18 protein-coding genes are annotated in these 22,172 nt (G+C 74.0%); 10 read left to right on the top strand and 8 right to left on the bottom strand.

The window, feature by feature from the left end; all coding sequences use genetic code 11:
- Nucleotides 1-421: 421 nt before the first annotated feature.
- The 4 genes from ACFYZF_RS21565 to ACFYZF_RS21550 all read right to left on the bottom strand — a co-directional run bounded on the left by ACFYZF_RS21565 (nucleotide 422) and on the right by ACFYZF_RS21550 (nucleotide 4,415).
- The gene (locus ACFYZF_RS21565) at nucleotides 422-1,489 is read right to left on the bottom strand and encodes an ABC transporter permease (RefSeq protein ID WP_387023400.1); all 1,068 of its coding nucleotides are present in this window, start codon (nucleotides 1,487-1,489) and stop codon (nucleotides 422-424) included.
- Nucleotides 1,486-2,379 carry an ABC transporter ATP-binding protein gene (locus tag ACFYZF_RS21560; RefSeq protein ID WP_387023398.1) on the bottom strand — a complete coding sequence of 298 codons (894 nt, stop codon included), beginning with the start codon at nucleotides 2,377-2,379 and terminating at the stop codon, nucleotides 1,486-1,488. The genes ACFYZF_RS21565 and ACFYZF_RS21560 overlap by 4 nt, the downstream gene beginning before the upstream one ends.
- Before the next feature lie 81 nt (nucleotides 2,380-2,460).
- Nucleotides 2,461-3,126, bottom strand: coding sequence for a response regulator (locus tag ACFYZF_RS21555; protein ID WP_387023396.1), 666 nt, complete (start codon nucleotides 3,124-3,126; stop codon nucleotides 2,461-2,463).
- A complete protein-coding gene (locus ACFYZF_RS21550; RefSeq protein WP_387023394.1) occupies nucleotides 3,123-4,415 on the bottom strand; it encodes a sensor histidine kinase in 1,293 nt (430 codons plus the stop codon). The genes ACFYZF_RS21555 and ACFYZF_RS21550 overlap by 4 nt, the downstream gene beginning before the upstream one ends.
- A gap of 212 nt (nucleotides 4,416-4,627) precedes the next feature.
- Between ACFYZF_RS21550 and ACFYZF_RS21545 the strand changes: the two genes are divergently transcribed.
- Entirely contained in the window at nucleotides 4,628-5,839 is a 1,212-nt protein-coding gene (locus tag ACFYZF_RS21545) for a DUF418 domain-containing protein (RefSeq protein ID WP_387023393.1), read from the top strand.
- Between the two features lie 141 nt (nucleotides 5,840-5,980).
- On the top strand, nucleotides 5,981-7,324 hold the full coding sequence (locus tag ACFYZF_RS21540; protein WP_387023391.1) for a lanthionine synthetase LanC family protein: 1,344 nt from the start codon (nucleotides 5,981-5,983) through the stop codon (nucleotides 7,322-7,324).
- Between the two features lie 72 nt (nucleotides 7,325-7,396).
- Here the strand turns inward: ACFYZF_RS21540 and ACFYZF_RS21535 are convergent, their stop codons facing one another.
- A complete protein-coding gene (locus ACFYZF_RS21535; RefSeq protein WP_387023389.1) occupies nucleotides 7,397-8,974 on the bottom strand; it encodes a Na+/H+ antiporter in 1,578 nt (525 codons plus the stop codon).
- 357 nt (nucleotides 8,975-9,331) lie between these two features.
- On the opposite strand from ACFYZF_RS21535, the gene ACFYZF_RS21530 reads away from it, so the two are divergent.
- On the top strand, nucleotides 9,332-11,419 hold the full coding sequence (locus tag ACFYZF_RS21530) for a cellulase family glycosylhydrolase (protein ID WP_387023387.1): 2,088 nt from the start codon (nucleotides 9,332-9,334) through the stop codon (nucleotides 11,417-11,419).
- Between the two features lie 142 nt (nucleotides 11,420-11,561).
- Here the strand turns inward: ACFYZF_RS21530 and ACFYZF_RS21525 are convergent, their stop codons facing one another.
- Both ACFYZF_RS21525 and ACFYZF_RS21520 read right to left on the bottom strand, forming a co-directional pair.
- Nucleotides 11,562-12,182: a hypothetical protein gene (locus ACFYZF_RS21525; protein ID WP_387023385.1), complete on the bottom strand. Its 621-nt coding sequence runs from the start codon at nucleotides 12,180-12,182 to the stop codon at nucleotides 11,562-11,564.
- 164 nt (nucleotides 12,183-12,346) lie between these two features.
- The gene (locus ACFYZF_RS21520; protein ID WP_387023383.1) at nucleotides 12,347-13,852 is read right to left on the bottom strand and encodes an HtaA domain-containing protein; all 1,506 of its coding nucleotides are present in this window, start codon (nucleotides 13,850-13,852) and stop codon (nucleotides 12,347-12,349) included.
- 193 nt (nucleotides 13,853-14,045) lie between these two features.
- Here ACFYZF_RS21520 and ACFYZF_RS21515 point away from each other — a divergent pair, with 193 nt between their 5' ends.
- Genes ACFYZF_RS21515 through ACFYZF_RS21490 form a run of 6 tightly spaced genes read left to right on the top strand, consistent with a single transcriptional unit; the run spans nucleotide 14,046 to nucleotide 18,879 of the window.
- On the top strand, nucleotides 14,046-14,882 hold the full coding sequence (locus tag ACFYZF_RS21515) for a hypothetical protein (RefSeq protein WP_387023381.1): 837 nt from the start codon (nucleotides 14,046-14,048) through the stop codon (nucleotides 14,880-14,882).
- On the top strand, nucleotides 14,879-15,940 hold the full coding sequence (locus tag ACFYZF_RS21510; RefSeq protein ID WP_387023379.1) for an ABC transporter substrate-binding protein: 1,062 nt from the start codon (nucleotides 14,879-14,881) through the stop codon (nucleotides 15,938-15,940). The genes ACFYZF_RS21515 and ACFYZF_RS21510 overlap by 4 nt, the downstream gene beginning before the upstream one ends.
- Nucleotides 15,937-17,025 carry a FecCD family ABC transporter permease gene (locus tag ACFYZF_RS21505; RefSeq protein WP_387023377.1) on the top strand — a complete coding sequence of 363 codons (1,089 nt, stop codon included), beginning with the start codon at nucleotides 15,937-15,939 and terminating at the stop codon, nucleotides 17,023-17,025. The genes ACFYZF_RS21510 and ACFYZF_RS21505 overlap by 4 nt, the downstream gene beginning before the upstream one ends.
- A complete protein-coding gene (locus tag ACFYZF_RS21500) occupies nucleotides 17,022-17,909 on the top strand; it encodes a heme ABC transporter ATP-binding protein (RefSeq protein WP_387023375.1) in 888 nt (295 codons plus the stop codon). Before ACFYZF_RS21505 ends, ACFYZF_RS21500 begins: the two co-directional genes overlap by 4 nt.
- 2 nt (nucleotides 17,910-17,911) lie before the next feature.
- Nucleotides 17,912-18,577: a heme oxygenase (biliverdin-producing) gene (locus ACFYZF_RS21495; RefSeq protein ID WP_387023373.1), complete on the top strand. Its 666-nt coding sequence runs from the start codon at nucleotides 17,912-17,914 to the stop codon at nucleotides 18,575-18,577.
- Nucleotides 18,574-18,879 carry a DUF2470 domain-containing protein gene (locus ACFYZF_RS21490; protein ID WP_387023372.1) on the top strand — a complete coding sequence of 102 codons (306 nt, stop codon included), beginning with the start codon at nucleotides 18,574-18,576 and terminating at the stop codon, nucleotides 18,877-18,879. The genes ACFYZF_RS21495 and ACFYZF_RS21490 overlap by 4 nt, the downstream gene beginning before the upstream one ends.
- Before the next feature lie 191 nt (nucleotides 18,880-19,070).
- On the opposite strand, the gene ACFYZF_RS21485 is transcribed toward ACFYZF_RS21490, so the two are convergent.
- The gene (locus tag ACFYZF_RS21485) at nucleotides 19,071-19,727 is read right to left on the bottom strand and encodes a TetR/AcrR family transcriptional regulator (RefSeq protein ID WP_387023370.1); all 657 of its coding nucleotides are present in this window, start codon (nucleotides 19,725-19,727) and stop codon (nucleotides 19,071-19,073) included.
- Nucleotides 19,728-19,898: 171 nt separating this feature from the next.
- Between ACFYZF_RS21485 and ACFYZF_RS21480 the strand changes: the two genes are divergently transcribed.
- Nucleotides 19,899-22,067: an ABC transporter permease gene (locus ACFYZF_RS21480; RefSeq protein ID WP_387023368.1), complete on the top strand. Its 2,169-nt coding sequence runs from the start codon at nucleotides 19,899-19,901 to the stop codon at nucleotides 22,065-22,067.
- The last annotated feature ends 105 nt before the right edge of the window (nucleotides 22,068-22,172 follow it).

Genomic DNA, 22,172 nt, shown 5'->3' with positions numbered 1-22,172 from the left:
CCCTAAAGCCCCAACCAGCCCGGGTATAAATCATATTGGCACTGGCTTATCAAGCACCCTGTTGAGTTCTCAAAGAACAACCACACACCATCCGACACCCCCACCAGGAGGGGCCCGTCCGGGGCTTTTCCGCACCCACACCCGCCGCTCTCGCGCCGGGCACTTTTACTACGTTACCCGCCGATTTCCGCCGTGTCAAACCGGTGTAACCCGATCCGACCAACTTCCACCCAATTTACGGGCACCATTCTGCGACCGACTCTCGTCGGGCGCTTCCTGGGGTCCGGCAGGCCGCCCGCCGTGGTCTCCCACTTGGCGTCCGTTTCCCTGCCGACGCGGAACATTACCCCCTCCCCTCCACCCCGCCAAATCGGCCCCCTCCCCCACCCGGGAGGGGGCCGACGAGCGGCACGGGCCTCGCTCAGCCGATCGACTCGCGGTCACGCCATGCGCGGCGCAGCGTAACCCGCCCGTTGGTCCGCAGCAGGGCGCCCTCGTACAGCCGGGCTCCCCCGGCCAGGCAGGCGACGGTGGTGGCCAGCAGCACCAGCAGCGACAACACCGGCTCCCAGCCGGCGGCGTCGCCGGTGAACAGCCGCAGCGGCATCGCGGTCGGCGCGGAGAACGGGACGTAGGACAGGATCCGCATGGCCAGCGGGTTGTCGTTGAGGAACACCACCGCGAAGAACGGCAACATCACCACGAGCTGGACCGGCATCGACACCCCCGCGATGTCCTCCTGCCGGCTGGCCAGCGCGCCGGCGACGGCCCACAGCGCGGCGAGCATGACGAAGCCGATCACGAAGAACGGCACGAACCAGCCCAGCGCCGGGCCGAGCAGCGGCAGGATCCCGCCCCCACCGTCGGCGATCCCCATGCCGGCGACCGCCGCTACGACGATCAGCGCGATCTGTCCCAGGGCCAGCACGCCGCCGGCGATCACCTTGCCCGCGAGCAGCGCCCGGACCGGCACGGCGGCCACGAGGATCTCCACGATCCGGGTCTGCTTCTCCTCGGTCACGCTCTGCGCGATCTGCACCCCGAAGAGCTGGGAGGTGAAGAAGAACGTCATGGCGAAGGCCAGCGGGACGAGGAACGCGGCCACCGGGTCCACGGTGTCGGGGTCCAGCAGTCGCACCGGCGGCTCGGTGCTCAGCGCGCGGAGCACGTCGGCGGGGCGCTCGTCGAGGGCGAGGACCTGCGGGCCGGCGACCACCGCCGCGTCGACGTCGCCGTCGCGGACCAGCCGCTCGGCGGCGGCGTCGTCGGCGACCGGGCGGACGTCCAGGCCGGCCTGGCGCATCACGTCGGCGTCAGCCGGGGTGGACACCGCCACCGACGTGGGCGTGCCGGCGAGCAGGGCCGGGAGGATGGCCGCGCCTGCGGCGAAGAGCAGGAAGAACAGCGTACTGATCAGGAAGGTCTTGTCGCGCAGCTTCACGCGGATCTCGCGGGCGGCGACCAGGCGGACGGCGGCGAAGGTGGTCACTGGGTCAGCTCCCGGAAGATCTCGGCGAGGGAGGGGGCGACGGGGCGGAAGGCACGCACCGGGCCCCGGTCCAACGCGGCGCGCAGGAGGCGCTGGTCGTCGTGGCCGGGCGCGAGGTCGAACACGGCACGGGCGCCGTCGAGGTCGACCAGGGTGATCCCGGGCTGGTCCCGCAGCCACCCGAGGTCGTCGTCCGTGACCAGCTCGTAGCGGGGCCGGGTGTACGCGGCGCGCAGCTCGTCGCGCGAGCCGGCGGCGCGGACGGCGCCGCCGGCGATGACCACCAGGTCGTCGCAGAGGCGCTCCACCACGTCGAGCTGGTGACTGGAGAACAGCACCGGCACGCCCGCGGCGGCCCGCTCGCGCAGCACGGTCACGAGGGTGTCGACGGCTGCCGGGTCGAGCCCGGAGAACGGCTCGTCGAGCACCAGCACGTCGGGGTCGTGGACCAGGGCTGCGGCGATCTGGGCGCGCTGCTGGTTGCCCAGGGACAGCGTCTCCACCAGGTCGCCGGCCCGTTCGCCGAGCCCGACCCGGTCGACCAGGTCCGTGGTGTTGGCGCGGGCCTGCTCGGCGGTCAGGCCGTGCAGGCGGCCGAGGTAGACGAGTTGGTCGCGGACGCTCATCTTCGGGTACAGGCCGCGCTCCTCGGGCAGGTAGCCGAAGCGGCGGCGGGACTGCGGGGTCAGCGGGGCGCCGCGCCAGGTGACGGCGCCGGAGTCGGGCGCGAGCACGCCGAGGATGATCCGCATGGTGGTGGTCTTGCCGGCGCCGTTGGCGCCGACGAAGCCGGTCATCCGGCCGGCCGAGACATCGAAGGAGACATCGGTGAGGACCCGCCGGTCGCCGAAGCTTCGACTGACCCCCTCGACGCGGAGCAGGTTGATCATGCGTTGGACGCTAGCCGCCGCCGGGGTCTCCTGCCGTCCGGCCGGAGGCGGACCCCGGCGTCCGCCACGGGGTGGACCAGCTCACCCGCCGGGGCGTACCACCCCGTGCTCGTACGCGAAGACCACCGCCTGCGTGCGGTCGCGCAGCCCGAGCTTGGCCAGCACCCGGCTGACGTGGGTCTTCACCGTGGCCTCGCCGAGGTACAGCGCGGCGGCGATCTCGGCGTTGGTGACGCCACGGCCCAGCAGCTCCAGCACCTCGCGCTCGCGCGGGGTCAGCCCGTCGAGCAGGGTCGGGTCCATCCGGGGGGCGCGGCCGGCCGGGGCGGCGAAGGTGGCGATGACCCGTCGGGTGATCTCCGGGGCGAGCAGGGCGTCGCCCCGGTGCAGGATGCGCACGGCGTCGACGAGATCCTCGGGGGTGCCGTTCTTGAGCAGGAACCCGCTGGCCCCGGCCTGGAGGGCTGCGAAGAGGTAGTCGTCCCGGTCGAAGGTGGTGAGGATGAGCACGGCCGGCGCCCCGGGGGCGGCGGTGATCCGGCGGGTGCCCTCCAGGCCGTCCACGCCCGGCATCTCCACGTCCATCAGCACGACGTCGGGGCGCAGCGTGGCGGCCAGTTCGGCGGCCCGCGCGCCGTCGGCGGCCTCGCCGACCACCCTGATGTCGTCCTCCACCTCGAGGATGACCCGGAAGCCGGTGCGGACGAGGCGTTGGTCGTCGGCGAGCAGGACCCGGATGGCGCTCACGCCGCCCTGCCCACGGCCGGTCTGGTCAGCGGTAGGCGTGCCCGGACGCGGAAGCCGTCGCCGGTGCGGGGGCCGGTCTCCAGTTCACCGTCGTGGGCGGCGACCCGTTCGCGCATGCCGATCAGACCCATTCCTGCGGGGTTCGGCGGGGCGGCTGCGCGGCCGTCGTCGCTGACGTCGACCTCCAGTTGGCTGGCGAGATAGCGGACACGCACGTCGATCATGCTCGCCCCGGCGTGCTTGACGGTGTTGGTGACGGCCTCCTGCACGACCCGGTACGCGGTGTGCGAGACGGGGCCGGGCAGCGGGACGGGGTCGCCGTAGACGCCGACGTGGGTGCGCAGGCCGGCGGCGCGGGCGCTGTCCAGCAGCTCGGGGATCCGGTCGACGCCGGTCGTCGCGGGCCGTTCGCCCGGTCCCGCGCCGCCGGGTTGGCGTAGCAGGCCGAGCATCCGGCGCAGCTCGTCGACGGCGCTGCGGGCGCTCTGCTCGATCGCGCCGAGGGCGGTGCGGGCCTTGGCGGGGTCACGCTCCAGGACGCGCCGCGCCGCGGCGGCCTGCACGCCCATGACGGAGACGTGGTGGGCCACGGAGTCGTGCAGCTCGCGGGCGATGCGGACCCGCTCGGTGAGGATGGCGCGTTCGTGGGCCTCGGCCCGGGACTGGCGCAGCTGGTCGGCCTGGGCCGCGAGCTGGTGTTCGCGGCGGGCGGCGGTCCACGCGGTCTCGCCGAAGAAGTACGCGAAGCCGAAGATGAGGACGTTGAGCAGCACGCCGTTGACGATGGCGGCGAGCACGGGTGGCACCGGGCCCGCGGCGTCGGCGAACGCGCCGGGCGGCAGGTCGGAGAAGCCGATCGCGTACGCCAGGGCGATCCAGGCGAACATGGCGGCGATGACGGCGATCCGGACAGCGCGCGAACGGCGTCGGTCGGGGCCCCACGCCCCGAGGGTGTAGATCGCGGCGAACAGCGCGCCGGAGGAGAGCTGCGCCTCGGGGGCGGAGCGGACCTGGCCGGCGATGAACGCGACCGCGACGACCACGGCGACCGCCTCGGGCCGCCGACGTCGCCAGGCCAGGGGGAGGGTGACCGCGACCGACCAGAGGAGCCGCTCGGGCCACGACGGCGGGTCGCCGAACATGAACACGCCCGCGCTGCTGGTCAGGGTGAGGTTGAACAGCGCGACGACCGCGACGGCCAGCCCGACGTACAGGTCGTGTCGTTGCTGTTCGGAGGTGGGGCCGGGGCGGCGCCACGCGTCGTCGGCGATCCTCAGGGCGGTGTTCACCCGTCGGACCCTTTCACGAGGCGTGGGCGGGGGTGGGACGGGCCTGCCCCCTGCTCCGGGTGGGGTGTGTGGTGCGTCAGCCGTGACGGGCATCACCCGGCGGATGTCTCGTCCGTCGAAAGCAGCATCCCGATCTCACCGGCCGGTATGACGATCGGCGGCGTTCCGGCTGACACCGTGACAGGGCCAGTCGCGCCGTAACAGGGGACCACATGACCGCAGCCGCCACCGCCACGCCCGCTCCGACCGCCACGCCCCGGATCGCCCTGCTCGATGTTCTGCGGGGGGTGGCGATCCTGGGGACGCTGGCCACCAATGTGTGGATCTTCGCCGCCCCGGGTTCGGAGGCCCGGTTCCTGGCCGACGCCGCCGCGGTGTCGGCCACCGCCGACCTGTCCGGCGGACCGGTCGCCGTCGTCGTCGAGGCCGTGTTCCGGTTCCTCGCCAACGGCAAGTTTCTCGCGCTGCTCACCGTCCTGTTCGGGGTCGGCCTCGCGATCCAGCACCGCTCGGCGCTGGCCGGCGGCAGGGCGTGGCCGGGCCGCTACGGCTGGCGGGCGCTGCTGCTGTTCATCGAGGGCACGCTGCACTTCGTCCTGGTCTTCGCCTTCGACGTGCTGATGGGGTACGCGGTGACGGCGCTGCTGGTGGCATGGCTGCTGGCCCGCTCCGAGCGGGCGCAGCGGGTGGCGATGTACGTGGCGGGCGCGCTGCACGTGGCCCTCATGACGCTGCTCACCCTCGCCTTGGCGCTCGGCCCGTCCACCGGCGGGCCCGGTTCCGTAACCGAGGAAGCCGCGCCCGCACGGCTGTTCACCGAGGGCAGCTACCTGGCGCAGGTCGACTTCCGGCTGGTCAACTGGCTGCCGCTGCGCGCCGAGCCGATCCTCAGCTTCGCGCTGCTGGTCTTCCTCTTCCTGCTCGGGGTGCGCCTGTTCCGGGCCGGCGCGTTCGACGCCGACGACCGGGGCCGGACGTTGCGCCGGCGGTTGCTCCGCCTCGGGCTGGGTGCCGGTCTCCCGCTGAACGCCGCGACCACGCTGGCCGGGCCGGAGCTGTTCCTGATCGACCGGTACGTCTGCGCGCCGCTGCTGGCGCTGGGCTACCTCGGCCTGGTCGGGGTGCTGCTGGAGCGCCGGAGCCGCTCGGGCCCGGTGACGGCCGGGCTGACCGCGGTGGGTCGTACCGCGCTGTCGTCCTATGTCCTGCAGAACGTGCTCTGCGTCGTGCTCTGCTACGGCTGGGGGCTGGGGCTGGCCTCGGCCTGGCCGGGGGCTGAACCCTGGTGGGTGCTGGCTCTCTGGGCGGGGGTCAGCGGCGCGCTGGTCCTGGTGGCGCGCTGGTGGACGGCCAGGTTCGGGCGGGGGCCCCTGGAGGCGGCCCAGCAGGCGGCGTTGCGCCGGCTGGAGCGGCGGCGGTCCTGATCCCGCCCTGAAGGGGCCGCCGCAGGTGACCAGCCGCAGCGTCACGTGGTCGGCGGGCGGCGGCGCGGTCTGCTGGCGCAGGCCAGGGTGCGACTCCAACCGCCGCCAGGGGCGTGTCGCACCCGCCGGTACGGTGGCCGGGTGACGGACGCAGTCGGGTACCGCGAGTTGGGCGAGGCGGGGTGGGCGTGGGTGCTCGGCCAGGTCCGCGAAGAGGACGGTCCGTGGCTGCCCGAGTCGGTCGCCGACGACGGGCCACCGGGCGACCCGGCCGGGGACCGCGACTCGTTGTACGCCGGGATCGCCGGGCTGGCCCCGGTCCTGGCCGAGGTCGGGCGGCACCGGCCACTGACGGACGCCGAGCGGTCCCTCGCGGCGGGAATCGTGACCCGGCTGTCGGCCGGGGCGGCCGTGCGCGCCGAGCCGTCCCTGGGCGACGGGCTGGCCGGGGACGTGGTCGCGCTGCGACTGCTCGCCCCCGGACGCGAGGGGATCGCGCTGCGCCGGCTCGCCGAGCTGCGCACCCCGGCGGGGTGGGACACCACCCTGGACCTCGGGCCGGACCACCGGGGGCCTCTCACCGACCTGATCATGGGTACGGCCGGCGTGGTGCTGGCCGCCGCCTGGGCGGGTGGCGACGCCGCCGCCGCGATCATGTCGACCGGCGGGGAGGCGCTGCTGCGGGCGGCCGAGCCGACCCCCGCCGGGTTGGACTGGCGCCTGCGGCCGGGGCACCCGTCGAGCCTGCCGAACTACTCGCACGGCACGGCGGGGGTGGCCACGGCGCTGGCCGTCGCCGGGCACACGCTGGGCCGGGACGACTTCCTCGACGCCGCCCGCGCGGGCGCCCGGCACCTGCTCGCCGTCGGCTGCCTGGACGACGACGGTTTCGTCGTGCCACACACGATCCCCGCCTCGCGGCGGGAGGTGGAGCCGGTGACGTACGGCTGGTGCCACGGGCCGACGGGGACGTCGTACCTGTTCGCCGCGCTGGCCTTCGCCGGAGTGGAACAGGTCGCCGGGTTCCCGGTCGGTGAGCTGCGGGAACGCTGCCTGCGTTCGGTGCTCGCCGCGGGCGTGCCGCACCGGCTGCGCCCGGGTTTCTGGGACAACGACGGCCGCTGCTGCGGCACCGCGGGGGTCGGCGACATGCTGCTCGACGCCGCCCAGGGCTGCCCCGATCGGGCCGGGGCGGAACGGCTGCTGCGGTCCGCCCGGACCATGGGCGACGCGCTGGTCGAGCGGGCGGTCCGCGACGACGCCGGCGCCCGGTGGCGGTTCGTGGAGCACCGGCGGGAACCGCCCCTGCTTCCGCCGGGGACGGCCTGGATGCAGGGCGCCGCGGGGATCGCCGCGTTCCTGCTGCGCCTCGCCCGGGTGTGCGAGGCCCCGACCACCGCCGTCGTCGTCGACCGGCCCGAGCAGTGGTGGGCCGTCCCGCAGCCGCTGCGCGTCGCGTCCGCCGGTGGTGGCGCGACGGTGTGAGGATGGCCGGCACCGCGACCCTGGTGAGCCGCCGGCGGTGCGGGTCCGCGGAGGGGCGGGGCGGGTCGCCCGTCACTCGGGGGCGGCCGGGCCCAGCAGCCGGATCTCCTCGATGTCGAGCGCGGCCTGGAGTTCCCGCAGCACCGTGTCGTCGATCTCGTTCGCGTCGCGCAGCCGGGTGATCTCGCGGCGCTTGCGTTCCAGGACCGCCAGCCGCAGCCGGCGCTCGACGTCGCGGGCCCGCTCGGACTCCTCCCCCACGTCGGCGGCCCGCATGTCGTCGAGGTGGGCCTGGTAGTCGACGCGCACCCGGTCGACGGCCTCCGGCCCCGCGCCCAGCCCGCCCGCCACCTCCGGCAGCGCCGCAAGCGCGACCTCGGCAGCCCGCAACCGGGCCCGACTCGCCTCGTCGACCCGCTGCTGGTCCCCGACGAGGCCCGCCCACCGGACCACGAGCGGGAGGGTGGTGCCCTGGACCAGCATGATCAGCACGATCACCACCGCCGTGCAGAAGATGATCAGGTCACGCTCGTGGACCGGATGCCCGGCCGGGGTGGACAGCGGCACCGCGAGCGCCGCGGCCAGGGACACCGCGCCCCGGAAGCCGGCCCAGCCGGCGGCCGTACGGATCCGCCAACCGACCCGCAGGGCCCGCTGGGACCTGCGGCGGTCGATCAGCTCCAGCAGGTACGCCGACAGGTGCAGCCAGGCCATCCGGGTCGCCAGCACCGTGACGGCGACCGCCACCGCGATGACCAGCGCCCGCGCCAGGGACGTGCTGGTCACCCCGCGCAGCGCGCGGGGGATCTGCATCCCGAGCAGCACGAACAGGCCTCCGTTGATCAGGAAGGTGCTGAGGTCCCAGAAGGCGAGGGCCGTCACCCGGGAGGGCGCGCGGATCACCCGGGGCCCGGCGTAGGCGAGCACCAGGCCCGCGACCACCACGGCGAGCACGCCACTGGAATGCAGCTCCTCGGCGATCAGGAACGCGACGAACGGGGTGAGCACGCTGAGCGTGCCCTCCCGGAGCGGATCGTCGAGGCGGCGGCGTACCAGGACGACCAGGCCGCCGACCACCAGCCCGGCCGCGACGCCGCCGAGGAACGATCCGCCGATCCGCTCCAGGAGCGGCAGCGGTCCCGGCGGGGCGCCGCCGGTGATCAGGCCGACCGCGACGGCGAAGAGGACCAGCGCGGTGCCGTCGTTGATCAGGCTCTCCGCTCGCAGGATGTTGAGGAACCGGCGGGGCAGCCGCTTGGCCAGGCCGGCGACGGCGGCGGCGTCGGTCGGGGCGAGCACCGCGCCGAGCACCCAGGCCGCCGGGCCGGCCACCCCGACCGCCTGGGCGACCACCGCCACCGCCACCATGGTGACCGCCACCAACGCCACGGCGAGCAGGGCGATGACCACCAGGTTTGCGCGGAACTCCCGCAGGCTGACGGTGAGGCTCTCCCGGTAGAGGATCGCCGGCAGGAACAGCAGTAGCACCACGTCCGGTTCGAGCACCACGTCGGACAGCGGCGGGGCGAGCGCCAGCAGCGCGCCCATGCCGATGAGCAGGACGGGCGGCGCGACGCGGTAACGCCCGCCGAGGGTGGTGCCGACCAGCACGGTGGCCGCCAGCACCACGATCAGCACGAGCCCTTCCACGTCGTCCCCTCGTCGCCCCTCACCGTCGGCGTGCGGCCGGCCGGGCCGAGAGGTCCCGGGGGTGCCCGCCCCACCATGGTTCTACGGCGGCCGGATGCCAGAGGCTGAAACCGGCCTATCGGCGCGACCGGCGCCACGGGCCAGGGCGACACCGGGGACGAGGCGGCGGTGAGTGGTGGGCGACGTCGGACGGGGCGGCGGGCTCCTCGCGGGAAGCATGGCATAGGTCGTCAGCGATTGACAAAGTTTGGATTCTCAACTTAATCTGCGGTGCAAATCGGGCGTCGTCCCACGCCCGCGACGGCGCCCCGGCGTGGTCGATCGAAGCGGCAGCAACTGTCCCCGGCGAGGAGTGTCATGACCGGCATGCGAGGCACCGTACGACGAACACGATGGCGGATCGGAGTGGTCACCGGCGCAGTCGCGCTCCTGGTGGCCGGCCTCGGGATGACGACGGCGGGCAGCGCGCAGGCGGCGTCCGGCTGCCGGGTGGCGTACCAGGTCAGCAGCCAGTGGCAGGGCGGGTTCAGCGCCAACGTGGGCGTCACCAACCTCGGCGACCCGCTCAACGGCTGGCAGCTGACCTGGACCTTCCCCTCAGGCCAGCGGGTCACCCAGGCCTGGAACGCCACGGTCACCTCCGCCGGCGACGACGTGACCGCCGCGAACGTCGGCTACAACGCCGCCATCGCCACGAACGCGACGGTGTCGTTCGGCTTCAACGGGTCGTGGTCCGGCGCGAACACGAACCCCACGTCGTTCGCGCTCAACGGCGTCGCCTGCACCGGCAGCACCGGCCCCACCACCGCGCCGCCGACCAGCACGCCCCCGCCCACCACGCCCCCGCCGGCCGGTGACGCGATGGCCGCCGTGGCCGCCATGCAGCCCGGCTGGAACCTGGGCAACTCCCTCGACGCCACCGGCGCCGACGAGACCTCCTGGGGCAACCCGCGGATCACCGAGGCGCTGCTGGACAACGTGAAGGCGCAGGGCTTCAAGAGCATCCGCATCCCGGTGACCTGGAGCGCGCACCTGGGCGGCGCGCCGGGCTACACCATCGAGGCCGCCTACCTGAACCGGGTCAAGGAGGTCGTCGGCTGGGCGCTCGCCGACGGGTTCTACGTGATGGTCAACATCCACCACGACTCGTGGCAGTGGATCGCCAACATGCCGACCGACCGCAGCGGAGTGCTGGCCCGGTACAACGCGATCTGGACCCAGCTGGCCAGTTCCTTCCGCAGCTCGTCGCCGAAGCTGGTGTTCGAAAGCGTCAACGAGCCGCAGTTCACCGGCAGCTCCGGCGACGCCCAGAACGCGACGCTGCTCAACGAGCTCAACACCTCGTTCCACACCATCGTGCGACAGTCCGGCGGCAACAACGCCACGCGCCTGCTGGTCCTGCCGACCCTGCACACGTCCTCCGACCAGCCGCGCGTCGACGAGCTGCTGACCACCTTCAACGCCCTGCGCGACCCGAACCTCATCGCCACCGTGCACTACTACGGCTACTGGCCGTTCAGCGTGAACATCGCGGGCGGCACCCACTTCGACGCGACCGCGCAGAAGGACCTCACCGACTCCTTCGACCGGGTGTACAACGCCTTCGTGGCCAAGGGCATCCCGGTGATCCTCGGCGAGTACGGCCTGCTCGGCTTCGACCGCAACACCGGCACCATCGAGCAGGGCGAGAAGCTCAAGTTCTTCGAGTACCTGGGCCACTACGCGCGGACCAAGAAGATCACCACCATGCTGTGGGACAACGGCCAGCACCTCGGCCGGACCACGTTCCAGTGGAGCGACCCGGAGCTGATCGCGCAGATCAGGTCGAGCTGGACCACCCGCTCGGGCACCGCCTCGACGGACCTGGTGTTCAACGCCAAGGCCAACCCGATCACCGCCAAGGCGATCACCCTGAACCTCAACGGCACCTCGTTCCTGGGGCTGCGTCAGGGCAACACCGACCTCGTCCAGGGCACCGACTACACCGTCAGCGGCAACCAGCTCACGCTCACCGCGTCCGCGCTGACCCGGCTGAGCGGCAACCGGGCGTACGGGGTCAACGCGGTGCTGTCCGCCCGGTTCTCGCAGGGCGTTCCGTGGCGGATCAACGTGCTCACCTACGACCGGCCGATCCTGGGCAACGCCACCGGGACGACCGCCTCCTTCGCCGTCCCCACCCAGTTCCGGGGCGACCAACTCGCCACGATGGAGGCGAAGTACGCCGACGGAAGCAACGCCGGCCCGCAGAACTGGACGTCGTTCAAGGAGTTCGACCGGACGTTCGCGCCCAACTACGGCACCAACGTGATCACCCTGACCTCCGACTTCTTCGCCGAGGTGAACGACAACGCCCCGGTGACCCTCACCTTCCACTTCTGGAGCGGCGAGAAGGTGACGTACAAGGTCACCAGGTCCGGCAGCGCGGTCACCGGCACCGTCGGCTGATCCCGGCCGAACCCTCGCGGTCCGGTCGTCCCCCGGCTCTTCGTGGGGACGACCGGACCGCGCCGTCGGCACCCGACCGGGCACCGCCCCCGGCGCTCCGGCCGCCTCGCCCCGGTCGGACCGCCTGGCCCCGGTCCGGCGGTCAGGAGAAGCGTTCGATCGTGACCGGGATGAGCCCCTGCATTCGCAGCGTCGTGGTCAGCTCGCGCAGCAGCGGCCCGAGCGAGCCGCCGCCGACGGCGGCTAGGTCGGCGGTCAGGTCGAGGCACCAGGGGCCGCCGCCGCCGATCCGGCGCAGGTGCCAGGTGAAGGAGTCGGCCCCGACCCGGCGGGCGGCAACCCCGATGATCCGCGCCTCCGGGTCGGCCGGGTCGCCCGTGCTCGCCATCCGCCAGACGCCGCCCAGATTCGCCAGCCCGTCCGGGCGGAGGTCGGCGGCGAACAGGACCCGGTAGACGCGGCTGTCGCGCGGCCCGGCCGGGCGGGGGTTGAGCCGTAGCGGGGCCGCCGTGGACAGCGGCTGCCCGTCGTGGAAGTGGCCGCGCAGCGCCTCCTCGCCCGGCAGTTCGCCGCCACCGAGCCGACGGTAGGCGGTCGCCGCCTCGTGCCGCGGCACCCCGACCACCCGGCGGCGCAGTTCGGCGTCCACCCGGATGCTCCGGCTGAAGGCCGCGCAGTCCCACCAGTGGCCGTCCGCCGGCGTCCACGCGGCGGAGTCGAGACGCACCGCCGCGCAGTCCTCGCCGAGCACGAACTCCTCCACGACGAGCCCTTCCGGTGCGGCGGCGCTCCCGTCGGGGTGGACGAGGTAGTAGTCGAGCGCCGGCTGCGGTACCCGGGCGGGGGGGGGGGGGGGGGGGGGGGGGGGGGGGGGGGGGGGGGGGGGGGCCGGGCCCCCCCCCCCCCCACCGGTGACCCGGTCCCGACCTAGGAGAGGGTCAGGGTGAGGGTCGTCGTGTAGTCGCCCGCCGCGGCGGACGCCGGCACGCCCAGGTTGAGCTGGGCGCCGCAGGCGAAGGTGCCGCCGCTGGCCCCGGTGGGCGAGGTGCACAGTGCCCGGGCGGCCCCGAGGCCGGCGCCCGGCGCCGCGACCGTGCCCGGCGTGACGGTGCCGACGGTGCCCCCGAGCGGGTCGTCGACCGCGACCGCGCTCGGCGTCCAGCCGAGGTTGTTCGCGGCGATGACTCCGCCGGTGGCGGAGGTGAAGTCGGACACCTCACCGACCAGGCTCCATCCGGCGTTGGTGCCCCGCAGGTCCGCCACGGTGGCGTCGTGCAGGTCACCGCTGGCCACCTGACCGTTGGTCACGGCCGGCAGCGCGACGGCGGAACCGGCCACGCTCAGGGTCAGCGGGCCGCCCGTCACGGTGGCGGTGATCCGCTGCTGGGCGTCGCCGCCGCCGGTACCGGCCCGGGTGAAGGTGACCGGGGCGAAGGTGTCCTGACTGCGGTCGGTCGAGCCGTGTGCGGCGAAGGTGACCACGTAGCACTGCACCGCCAGGCAGTCGACCTGCTTGCCGGTGCTGTCGGTGTAGGCCGCGCTGATCGGCAACGTGGTGCGGAAGGTGCCGTCGGCGTTGAGCTTGTCCCGCGACGCGGTCGGCTCGTTCGCCGCGCTCACCCACTTGGTCACCTGGAACACACCGGCGTTCAGCCAGTGCTGGTCGACCTTCGGGCCGAACGACACGTAGAAGCCGGCCCCCCGGTTGGCCGCCGGGTCGAAGCCGGAGCCCTCGACCGTGATCGTCGCCCCGGCCGGGTCGAGCCCGCTGGACGGGGTGACCGACACCGCCGGACCCGCCGGCCCGGTGCCACCGGTGGTGGCGGTGAACGACACCGGGTCGAGCGCGTCGCCGGCGGCGTAGAAGCCGTTGAACGCCGAAGCGCCCGCGCTGGTCAGCGTCGCCGCGAGGCTGGTGCCGGTCACCGTGCCCGCGCCGCCGCCGGGGTTGCCGCCGTTCACGGCGAGGGTGGCGATGGTCGCCTGCCGCACCGAGACCGGTTCGGCCGCCGTCGTGACGAGGTCCACGTCCGCCTTCAGGGCGGCGGTGCCGCCGGAGACGTCGACGGTCGGGTTGGCCAGGGTGATCTTGAAGAAGTGCCCGGGGTACGAGAAGACCACGGTGCCGCCGTACCGGGCGCTGGTGGCGCCGGTGGCGGAGTCGTGGGTGCCCCCGGTCGACGGGAAGGTGAACGTCCCGTCGGCGTTGACGGTGGCCCCGTTGCTCACCGCGATCGGTGGGCTGCCGTTGCCGCCCGAGACGTAGGTGCGGAACGTCTGCTTGAAGCCCCACGTCAGGCTGCCGCCGGTGATGTCGGCCTCGGCTGCCGAGGCGGGGCCGGCACCCGCGAGTGCGGCCGACAGGCCCAGGGTGGCGACCGCCGCCCAACGCATCGACCGCCGCCAGGCGTGACCGGCTCTGGATCGGACCATGCTGATTTCCTCTCTCGATCCGTTACGGACAGTGATTTAGGTTAGGCAACCCTAAATTCTGTCGCCATCCGCGATCGGGCCAAGATCCGAAACCGAACAACCCCTTGTGAGCAGCGGGTTCGTGACTTAGGTTAGGCAAACCTAACTCTGGGTCGGGCGGTCGATGCCGCCCCCTTGTCGCGTGAGGAGTCCGATGCGAGCACGGCGCCACGCCATCCTGGCCACCGCTCTGATCACTCTGGGTGTCGTCGCCGCTCCGGCTCCCGCGCAGGCGGGCACCGGCCGCGGCGCGGGCGGTCAGACGCTCACCGTCACCCCGAGCACCGGGCTGGGCAGCTCGGGCGGGACGGTCACCGTCTCCGGCCGCGGGTACGACGTCACCAAGGGCATCTACGTGGCGTTCTGTGTGGACAACGGGGCCGGCGCGGTGCCCAGCCCGTGCGGCGGGGGCGCCGACACCACCGGCGAGCTCGGGGCGTCCCACTGGATCTCGTCGAACCCGCCCTCCTACGGTGAGGGGCTGGCCGTGCCCTACGGCGCGGGCGGAACGTTCCGGGCCACCCTGCGGGTCACCCCCACCATCGGCGCCGTCGACTGCGCCACCCGCCGGTGCGCGGTCATCACCCGCGCCGACCACACCCGCGCCGCCGACCGGTCCCAGGACGTCCGGGTGCCGGTGACCTTCGCCCGCGCCGCCGCCTCCAAGCCGGCCACCCCGCGCCCGGCGCCGACCGGCGCCGCAGCCTCGAACCGGACCGCGTCGGGCGCCACCGGTGCTCCCACCGCCCCACCGGCCACCGCGGCCGGTCGGACCGGTCCCGCCACCCCCGCCGGCGCCCCGGTGGCCGGAACCCCCGCCGCAGACGGCGCCCCCGGGGCCGGGGCCGGCGCGACCGAGCTGGCGGTCAGCCGGGTCAGTGCTGCCTCGGGTGCCGGCCGGGGGTGGACCCTCGCGCTGCTGCTCCTCGTGGTGGCGGCCACGGCGCTGCTGGTCCTGCGCCGGTGGCGCCGCCGGAAAGCCGCCCGGTGACCGCCCCCGCCGGGCGGCTCCGGACCGCTCCGCCCGCCGCCCGCCGCCCCTGCCTGTCCGCTGTGCTGGCGCTGCTCGTCGGTGCCGTCGCCGCCTGCTCCACACCCAGCGCCGGCGTCGCCCCGGCGGACCCGGCCGCCTGTGGGCCGGTCACCGCCGCCATCGACAGCACCGACGTCACCGCGCTGCGGCCCACGCCGGCGCCCGCCCTCCCGGCCACCGTCACCTCCGCCGACGGCGTCACCGTCACCGTCACCGACGCCGGCCGGATCCTGCCGGTGAACCTCTCCGGGTCGATCGCCGAGACCGTGTTCGCCCTCGGCCTCGGCGGCAACGTCATCGGGCGCGACACCTCGACCACCTTCCCGTCCGCCGCGCACCTGCCGGTGGTGACCCCGGCCGGGCACGACCTGTCCGCCGAGGCGGTGCTCGCCCTCAACCCGAGCGTGGTGCTCGCCGACGACACCATCGGGCCGCCGGAGGCGCTGCGCCAGCTCCGCGCCTCCGGCATCCCCGTCGTCATGGTCGAGGCCGAGCAGACCCTCGCCGCCGTACCGGGGCACGTCCGCGCGGTGGCGGCGGCCCTCGGCGTCGCGGCGGCCGGCGAACAGCTCGTGGCCCGTGTCGAGGGCGAGATCGCCGCCGCCCGCCGCGCCGCGCCACAGGGGAGTGCCCCCCGGATCGCCTTCCTCTACCTGCGCGGCACCGCCGGTGTCTACCTGATCGGCGGCCGGGGAGCCGGCTCGGACGCGATGATCGAGGCGATCGGCGGGGTGGACGCCGGCAGCGCCGCAGGCCTGACCAAGTTCCGCCCGTTGACCAGCGAGGGCCTGATCAACGCGGCGCCGGACGTGATCCTGGTGATGAGCGCCGGCCTCGCCTCCGTCGGTGGCGTCGAGGGCCTGCTGAAGCTCCCTGGGGTCGGGCAGACCCCGGCCGGCGCGGCCCGCCGGATCGTCGACATGGACGACGGCGTCCTGCTCACCTTCGGCACCCGGTCCGGGCCGGCCGTGCAGGCCCTGGCCTCGGCCGTGTACTCCTGCGGGAAGCTGTCGTGACCGGCGTCGACACCACCGCCCGACGCCCGGCGGGACCCACCGCGGGCCGCCGGGCCGGTCGCGGGCCGGCGCTCCTCGCCGGCCTCGGTGCCGCCCTGGTGCTGGTCGTCCTCGTCGCGGCGGGCCGGGGGCAGGTCCAGGTCTCCCCGGCCGAGGTGCTCGGCTCCGTCCTGCACCGGCTCGGCCTGGACGTCGGCACCCCGCCGGCCAACCCCCAGGGCGACAACGCGCTGTGGATCGTCCGCTTTCCCCGGGTGGTGCTGGCCGCCGTGGTCGGCGCCGCGCTCGGCTGCGCGGGTGCCGTCATGCAGGGCGTGTTCGGAAACCCGCTGGCCGAACCCGGCGTGATCGGGGTGTCCGCCGGGGCGGCGGTCGGGGCAGCCCTGGCCATCGTCACCGGCGTCACCGTCCTGGGCGGCTGGACGGTGCCCGCCGCCGCCTTCGCCGGCGGGCTGGCCACCACGTACGCCGTCTACCTGCTGGCCCGCTCCGGTGGCCGGACCGAGGTGGTGACCCTGGTGCTGACCGGCGTGGCGGTCAACGCGGTGGCCGGCGCGGTGATCGGCCTGCTCATGTTCGTCGGCGACGAGGCCGGGGTGCAGGCCATCGCCTTCTGGAACCTGGGCAGCCTCGCCCCGGCGAACTGGTCGGCGGTCGCCCTGGCCACGCCCTGCCTGGTGGTCGGGCTCGGCGTCGCGTACGCGGACGCCCGCAGGCTCGACCTGCTCGCCCTCGGCGAGTCCGCCGCCCGGCACCTCGGGGTCGACGTCGAGCGGCTGAGGATCCGGATGATCGTGGTGACCGCGCTGCTCGGCGCGGCGGCCGTGGCCTTCACCGGCATCATCAGCTTCATCGGCCTGGTGGTGCCGCACCTGGTCCGCATGGTCGCCGGCCCGGGACACCGGGTACTGCTGCCGGCCAGCGCGCTCGGCGGGGCGATCGTGGTGATCGCGGCCGACCTCGCCGCCCGCACCCTGGTCGACCACCAGGAACTCCCGCTCGGGGTGCTCACCGCGGTCGTCGGCGGGCCGGCGTTCTTCTGGCTGCTGCGCCGCACCCGGGGCCGGGCCGGAGGCTGGGGATGAGCCCGCTCGCAGGCGGGGCGCCGCGCGGCCCGCGCCGCTGGTCGGCGCCCCGCGTGCCGGTCCCGGTGCCGGACGGCGCCACCCGCGTCAGTGTCGCCGGCCTGCGCGTGGCCCGCGCCGGGCGGCCGGTGCTCGACGGGGTCGACCTGCGGGTCCGAGCCGGCGAGGTGCACGCCCTGGTCGGGCCGAACGGCGCGGGCAAGTCCACTCTGCTGGCCGCCGTCAGTGGCGATCTGCCGGCCGCAGCGGGCACCATCGAGATCGACAGGTTGCCGCTGGCCAGCTGGTCCCCGGTGGAGCTGGCGATGCGCCGGGCCGTGCTACCCCAGCGCAGCACGCTGAGCTTTCCGTTCACGGTCGACGAGGTGGTGCGGATGGGACGGGCGCCCTGGGCGGGCAGGCCCGAACAGCGGCGGGACGACGAGATCGTCGCCGAAGCCCTGCGGCGGTGCGACGTGGCCGGGTTCGCCGCCCGACCGTACCCGTCGCTGTCCGGCGGCGAGCAGGCGCGCGTCGCGCTGGCCCGGACGCTGGCGCAGCAGGCCGTCGTGCTGCTGCTCGACGAACCGACCGCCGCCCTCGACCTGCGCCACCAGGAGCTGGTCATGCGGATCGCCCGCGACCGGGCGCGAGCCGGCGACGCCGTGGTGGCCGTGCTGCACGACCTGGCCCTGGCCGGCGCGTACGCGGACACCGTTACCCTGCTCGCCGACGGCCGGGTGCGGGCCGTCGGCCCGCCGGCCGAGGTGTTCACCGCCCCGCTGCTCAGCGAGGTCTACCGGCACGACATCGAGGTCGTGCCGCACCCACGTACCCGACTGCCGCTGATCGTCCCCCGACGCCGGCCAGCGGTGCGACCCCCCGTCCCCCTGGAAGAGAGATGACTATGACCAGCATCCCGTTCTCGGCGCAACTGCGTGCCACCGGCCGGGAGGCCCACCAGGCCGCCGAGTCCCAGCGGTACGTCGCCGCCCTGGTGGCCGGCCACCTGGACCGGGCCGGCTACACCGCCATGGTGGTCCAGCACCACGTGATCTACGAGGCGCTGGAGCACGCCGCCGAGGCGATGCGCCACGACCCGCTCGCCGGCCCGTTCGTCGACGACGCGCTGACCCGGCTGCCCGCCCTCGCCGCGGACCTGGAGTTCCTGCTCGGGCCCGACTGGCGCGGACGGGTCGACCCGGACCCGGCGACGGTCTCCTACGCCGAGCACATCGGCGAGGTCTGCGTCGGGTCACCGGAACGGTTCATCGCCCACCACTACACCCGCTACCTCGGCGACCTCTCCGGTGGACTGCACATCGGTCGGTCGCTCGCCCGGCACCACGGCCTGACGGGGGAGGCCGGCGCGGCGTTCTACCGGTTCGACCGGATCCCCGACCCCCGGGCGTACAAGGACGCCTACCGGGCCAGGCTGGACGCCCTCCCGTTCGACGAGGCGGGGCGGGCCACCCTGCTGGCGGAGGTGCTCGTGGCGTACCGGCACAACACCGAGGTCCTCGCCGGCCTGTCCCGGCTCGTGCCGGGCGAGGGCGCGGAGGCGGCGGCGTGAGCGCCCCGTTCCCCCCGGAGGTGATCGCCGCCGTCAGCCGGCACATGAACGACGACCACGCCGGGGACTCGCTGCTCATCTGTCGGGCGCTCGGCGGGCAGCCGGCCGCCACCCGGGCCCGGGTCACCGGGCTGGACGTCGACGGGATGGAGTTCGCCGTCACCGTGCACGACATCGAGGTTCCGGTGCGCGTCCCGTTCGCCCACCGGCTGACCGAACGGGTCCAGATCCGGCAGGAGGTGGTGCGGATGTACCAGGAGGCGTGCCAGCGGCTCGGGCTCCCGCCACGTCCGGCCGGCTGACCCCGCCGTGGCGGGCCACCTGGTCCGCCGGGTGGTTCCGCTGCCCACGACGGTGCCCAGGGTGTCGCCGGCGAGGTCGGTGTCGGTGACGGTGACGTCGACCACCACGGCTGTGCCGCCGTGGTGGTCGCGGCGACCGGTGGGGCGTTGGCCGGGGTCACGGTGCGGGCGCCCGTGGCACGGCCGTGCCGTCATGGCACCGACAGGGCCGGCGCCTCGGTCAACGGATTCGTGCTCCCCGCCTGGCTGATCGGGGCGAGCATCATCCCGGTGATGGCGTCGGACAGGAAGTCGCCCACCGAGTGCCAGCACGGGTCCTGCCCGTCCCGCTCGGCGCGTGCCTCGACCTCGGCGCAGGCCGTGGCGACGATCCGGGTGATCAGGCTCGCCCGCCCGGCCACCACCCCCGGGTGCAGGTGGCTGAGGCGGGACACCGCCGAACGGGCGATGAGCGTCGCGGTCGGGGCGGACTCCGCGCTCTCCCGCATCAGCGTCGCGGTCACCGGGTCGTGGATGGCCTGGCTGAGGAAGCGGGCCCGCCAGCTCGGCCGCGGCAGTCGGGCCATGGCGTCCATGAACGGCACCACCAGGCTCCGCACGTCGTCGAGAACCGAGTCGGAGCGTTCGAACATCCTCCGACGTGGCTCCTCCAGTTCGACCGCGTGCCGGATGATCAGCGCCCGGAGCAGGCCCTCGCGGCCGCCGAAGTAGTAGTGCACGGCCGAGTGGTTGGTGTTCCCGGCAGCCTCGGCCACCTTGCGGTCGGAGACCTGCGCGATGCCCGCCTCGGCGAACAGGCGTTCCGCCGCGTCGAGCAGCGCGGTCCGCGCCGCCTCTGAGCGGGCCATCGGGGGAACCTCCTCGCACGTCGGGGCGGGTGTGACGGACATCAAGGTACCCGAACGCGACTTTGTAAGCCGCGTGACTTACATTTACTCAGTGGGCCGGTCCGCGTGGCGAACCCGCGACGACCCTCGTCCCTTCGGCGCTCGTCCGACAACACCCCAGGAGTCACGCCTATGGAGTCCCCGCCGGACCCCTCGTCCACCACCGCCCCCGGAAGCGCTCCGGCGGAGGAGGACCGTAAGACCCGGATCGCGCGCTACATCGCCCTCTTCGCCATGCCGTTCATCATGGTCACGATGATGTTCGCCACCTACATGGGCACCATGCACTCGCCGCACCCGCGGGAGATGCCGGTGGCCGTGGTGGGGACGGGGCCCGGGGCGGAGGCGATCGTCAACGCGCTGAACTCCGCACCGGAACGGGCCATGGACGCGCGGCTGGTGCCGTCCGGCGGCGACGCGGTGGAACTGTTGAAGGACCGTGAGATCGCGGGCGCGCTGGAGATCCCGATCGAGGGGTCGGCCACCGCGACGATCTACAGCGCGATGGCAGCCGGGGCCTCCCAGGCCACCACCGTCCAGCAGATGCTCGCCCCGGTCGCCGTCGGGCAGAACTGGACGATAGCGACCGAGAACGTCGTTCCCCTACCGGAAGGTGACGGATCGGGCACGGCAGTCCTGTTCGCCGCCATGGGCATGATGCTGGCCGGGTACGTGCCGCTGAGCCTGCTGCTGATGGCGGTTCCCCACCTGCTGTCCCTGCGGCGGTTCCTGCCGCTGCTGGCCGGCTGGTCGGCGCTCACCAGCAGCATCATCTGGTTGATCCTCGGGCCGATCGTGGGCGCCGTCGACGGCCACTACCTCCAGTTCCTCGGCGTCGGGATGCTGGCGACCGGAGCTGTCGGTCTCGGCCAGTTGCTGTTAAGCAAGCTGATGGGGCCGCTCGCGGTCCTCATCGGCATGCTGCTGTACGTCGTGCTCGGCATGCCGGCGTCGAACCTGGCGCTGTCGGTCGACGTGATGCCCGGCTTCTTCTCGTTCCTGCACGGGGTGCTCCCGCTCCCGGCGGCGGGCGAGACGCTCCGCGCCATCCTCTACTTCGACGGCCGTGGCGCCGGTGGGCACCTGCTGGCGCTGGCCCTCTGGGCCGCCGTCGCCCTGCTGCTGTGCCTGCTCAAGGAGCGCACCGGCGGACACACGATCCCCGGGGCCCCGGTGGTCACCGACCCCAACACGCGGCTGCCGGCGCTCGCGGGCGGCCCGCCGAGGTCCAAGCGGTTCCGTTACCTGGCGGTGGCGGCCTTCCCGCTGTCCATCCTGGTGATGGTGGTGGGCCTGATGAGCTTCTCCATGCACAAGCCGGAGCCCCGTGACCTCCCGGTCCTCGTGGTCGGCAGCACGACCGGGCAGGCCGAGCAGGTGGCCGTCGGCCTGGAGTCGAGCCTGGGCGGCATACTCGACGTCGAGGCGGTCGCGTCGGTGGACGAGGCCACCGAGCGCATCCTCGGCCAGGACGTCGTCGCGGCCTACGTCCTGCCACAGGCGCAGGGCGCCGAGGCGACGCTCTACACCTCCTCGGGCGCCGGGGTCAGCCAGCAGAGCGTCGTGAAGGCGGTGTTCCAGCAGGTCTCCGCCCAGCAGCAGACCCCCTTGTCGGTGAACGACGTGGCGCCGCTCACCGACACCGACACGATGGGCAGCAACAGCCTGTACGTCGGCATGTCGTGGATCATGGCCGGGTTCCTGATGCTGGCCGTGCTTCGTGGCGGGGCACCGGAGCTGAAGAAGCTGCGCCAGTTCCTCCCTCTGCTCGGCGGCTGGTCGATCGGGATGGCCGTGTGGTTGTGGCTGCTCTTCGACGTCATCGTCGGCGCGGTCAACGGGCACGCCTGGGAGATGATCGGCTTCGGCGCCGTCACCATCTTCGCGGTGTCCCTGGTGACCGGGGTGTTCACCCGAACCTTCGGTCTGGCCGCGACCGTCCCGGTGATGGTCGTGATGATGCTGGCGGGTGTGCCCGCCTCCGGTGGTGGACTCTCGGTGTACATGGTGCCCGAGTTGTTCCGTGTCCTGCAGGACATCCTGCCGCTGCCGGCCGCGGTCGACACCGCCAGATCGATGATCTACTTCGGCGGCGACGGAATCGGCAGGAACCTCCTGGTCATCGGGATCTGGGGGGCGGTCGGCCTCGTGCTGAACCTCGTCGTCGACCAGTGGCAGCGGCGCAAGGACGGCCGGGCCGGAGCCGGCGGCCCGGACGGTCCTCCGCCGACCGCCGGAACGGCCGACGTCGGTGCCCGCTTCGGCGGCATCGGTGAGCTTGAGCAGGCCGCAACGCGCTGAGCCCGCGTCGGGGGGGGGGGGGGGGGGGGGGGGGGGGGGGGGGGGGGGGGGGGGGGGGGGGGGGCGGGGGGCGGGCGGGGGGGGGGGCGCGCGGGGCGCGCCGCC

Origin of the sequence: Micromonospora sp. NPDC001898, from assembly GCF_042891255.1 — a bacterium.
Taxonomy (GTDB): domain Bacteria; phylum Actinomycetota; class Actinomycetes; order Mycobacteriales; family Micromonosporaceae; genus Micromonospora.
The sequence above is the reverse complement of the archived record's forward strand: the minus strand, read 5'-3'. Positions and strand labels throughout refer to the sequence as shown.